The sequence below is a fragment of the Bartonella sp. AP57NXGY genome, from assembly GCF_042195805.1.
Taxonomy (GTDB): domain Bacteria; phylum Pseudomonadota; class Alphaproteobacteria; order Rhizobiales; family Rhizobiaceae; genus Bartonella.
In genome coordinates this window covers 1-2,835 of record NZ_JBHIOZ010000156.1, presented here as the reverse complement: position 1 = coordinate 2,835, position 2,835 = coordinate 1, and the positions used below count along the sequence as shown (strand labels likewise).

The 2,835-nt window shown below is 30.5% G+C and carries 2 protein-coding genes; both read left to right on the top strand.

From position 1 onward, the window contains the following. A partial coding sequence (locus ACFIL8_RS08880) for a type ISP restriction/modification enzyme (RefSeq protein ID WP_375635031.1) occupies positions 1 to 465 on the top strand: 465 nt, incomplete at its 5' end. A gap of 1,736 nt (positions 466 to 2,201) precedes the next feature. Beyond that, positions 2,202 to 2,795 (top strand): hypothetical protein, encoded by a 594-nt coding sequence (locus tag ACFIL8_RS08875; RefSeq protein ID WP_375689491.1) that lies wholly within the window; start codon positions 2,202 to 2,204, stop codon positions 2,793 to 2,795. The last annotated feature ends 40 nt before the right edge of the window (positions 2,796 to 2,835 follow it).

Sequence of the window (2,835 nt, the reverse complement as noted above, 5' to 3'; positions counted from 1 at the left end):
CGTATCCCTTGCGTAAAAACGGCTGATGATTTTTGGAAATTTGTGACAGCAGGGCGTGAACTCGGTCATTTGCACGTAAACTATGAAACTGTAGAACCTTATCCTGTCACCTTTAAAAAGGGTAATCCAAAACAGACAGAAATCTCTAATCCCGAAAAATTCTATTATGTAACTGAAATGAAATTCGCAAAAATTAAGGATAGTAAGGAAAAGAATAAATCAACTGTTATTTATAATAGCAATATCATCATGACAGATATCTCTCTTGAATCGGTTATGGGGCGTCAATGCGTTAAGACAGATAAAAAGAGTGGTATTGTTAATGATGCTAATCACTATGCTGTTGAAACCATTGGCAACCCTGCCTACCCTCTAGAGTTATTGCAGAGGGTTATTACCGTAAGTTTAGAAACAATGAAAATTGTTAAGAACCTACCAAAATTAGAAATAAGAGAAACCGAATAACTTATAAAGCATGCTCACATAATGAGAGTGATAACCTTACAAGGGGTATAGAGCTTATAACCATAATCTATACCTCTCTTGTTAAGTTGATTACATACAATCTTTAAAAAGAGTGTTTATATGCGTTATTCTAAAAAGAAATCATTTGCACTTTTAAATACTCTTATTTGGATTGCTTTAAGACTTTTAAGAAACCCACTCTTAAAATGAATTAAATTTTTTTACATTGCCTTTAAAAGATTATACCGTAATCTAAAATGAGTGCTTTATTGTTTTCAAAAGCTTTGTTTAAAGAGAGTTATGTATATTCATTTTACTTATAGGTTTTGAAGGTGTAAAAACCGTCAAAACCCCTTCAAAACGTATATTATTAGTTGAATTTATAGGTTGTGTTATCAATATGAGTTGTTTTTTTAAGATCTGTAAAATCTTAACCTATTGAAAAATAACGTTTTTACTTTTTATCGTTTTTTTATCTAAAAGGGGCAACCCTCAAAACTCAAAACCCCTTCAAAACTCATAACTATAATGATCTTGATAGCATTTCTTATGAGTTATAAACCATCTTTTGAAAGGCTTTAAAGGATCACATGCTTTTTATAAAGCACGTTGTAATCATTCTCTAAATCATAAGGTTATCATTCAAAAGAACTGATAAAATTCATAAAAGGGATTTTGATAACGTAATCAGTTTTTACTTTCCTATGCTTTTCATAAGACACGTTTTAATGACTCACTCAAATGATCACTTTTGTCAGTTCAATTTACTGACACATAACTGACAGGTTTTAATCAATTCACATCATTGGTTATCTTTCAAGATTGTACTCTTGATATGGGTTATGTTTTAAAGATATTAAACTATTGAAATATAATGTTTTTAATTTTTACTCATAAAAAAAAATAATAGAGGGTCTTAAAAGGAACTGACAACACTGACACGGTCTATTAAAAGAGATTTTGCTCATCTCTATAATTATCAGTTTCTATTGAGATGTTTTCATAACAGTCTATAAATCGTAATTATCCTATTTATCGTTTCTCTTATGAAAATGAAAAATGATGCGGTGGCTATAAAGCATATAACAGCTATAGAGAATGCATAAAAACAGCAAGGTTTTATAATCATAATGCAAATGAATGCATTGGTTATAAAGACCATCTCTATAAAAAGCTGTTAAGTTGCAAATATGTTATAAACAAAATTCACAAAAAATTTAAAATTCATTTAGTGACAAAATTGATAGGTTATAAAGTTTAAAATACGCATCATGAGAGCGTTTCTAAATATTATAAATGTATAGATTCAGAAAATAACGCAATCATTTAAGAAAGCCAATAATATAGCTTTAAAAGCATATAAATATAAAAGAAGCAATTAATAGGCATAAGATATTATCAATACACAACGTATTTAAAAAAATACAAAAAAATATCAAAAAAGATAAAATATTGTTTGACAATAAATACGTATTTTATTATATGAATATTCAAGTGATTAGAAAACACTTTGAAACGACAAGCGGATAGATTACGAAACAATCTTTCCAACGCTTTTAAAAATTGGCTATCTTTTATACTTTTGTTAGTATATGAGGATTTTGTCGGGTGTGTTTACACCATACAATACTCTTTATGAGAAAAGTGTAAGCAGCGGACTTGTCGCCGTGTTTTCTAGCACCCGATGCCCTCTATAGGCTGTTAATAGAAAATTTAATTACGACAAGGTTTTAATTATGAAAAATACAGTAAAAAACACCCCCGTTATCTCTAATATTTCAAATGAAACCGCGCTTGCTAATCAACAAGAGCCTGCAAAAAAATACGAATTTACAGGAGAGACAATAGAGGTTGGTGATTATACTCTTTATCGCATTCGGGCTTTAAGGGATTTTGCTAATATAAAAGCTGGTGATTTAGGCGGCTTTATACATAAGGTTGCAAATTTAGCTCATAATGGTGATTGTTGGGTCGGTGGCAATGCCATGGTTTATGGTGATGCTCGTATTTACGATAATGCCCATGTTTCGGATAATGCAAAAATTACTGGATCTGCAAAAATTTATGAAAATGCAAGGGTCTATGGCAATGCTAGCGTGCATATTAGAGCTGAGGTTTATGGCAATGCGCAAGTCTATGAGAACGCATTGATTTATGGTGATATTTTTGGACATGCTAAAGTGTATGGAAATGCAAAAATTTATGACACTATTTATGGCAAATTTCTTGATAAAACTCGAATTTATGGCAATGCTGAGGTTTATGATAAAGCGCGTGTTTTAGGAACCTCTCAGGTTTACAGAGTCACATTATACAAAAAAACGCAATAAAGTCAATATGTTGTTTGCAATTATTTTATATGAATCCACT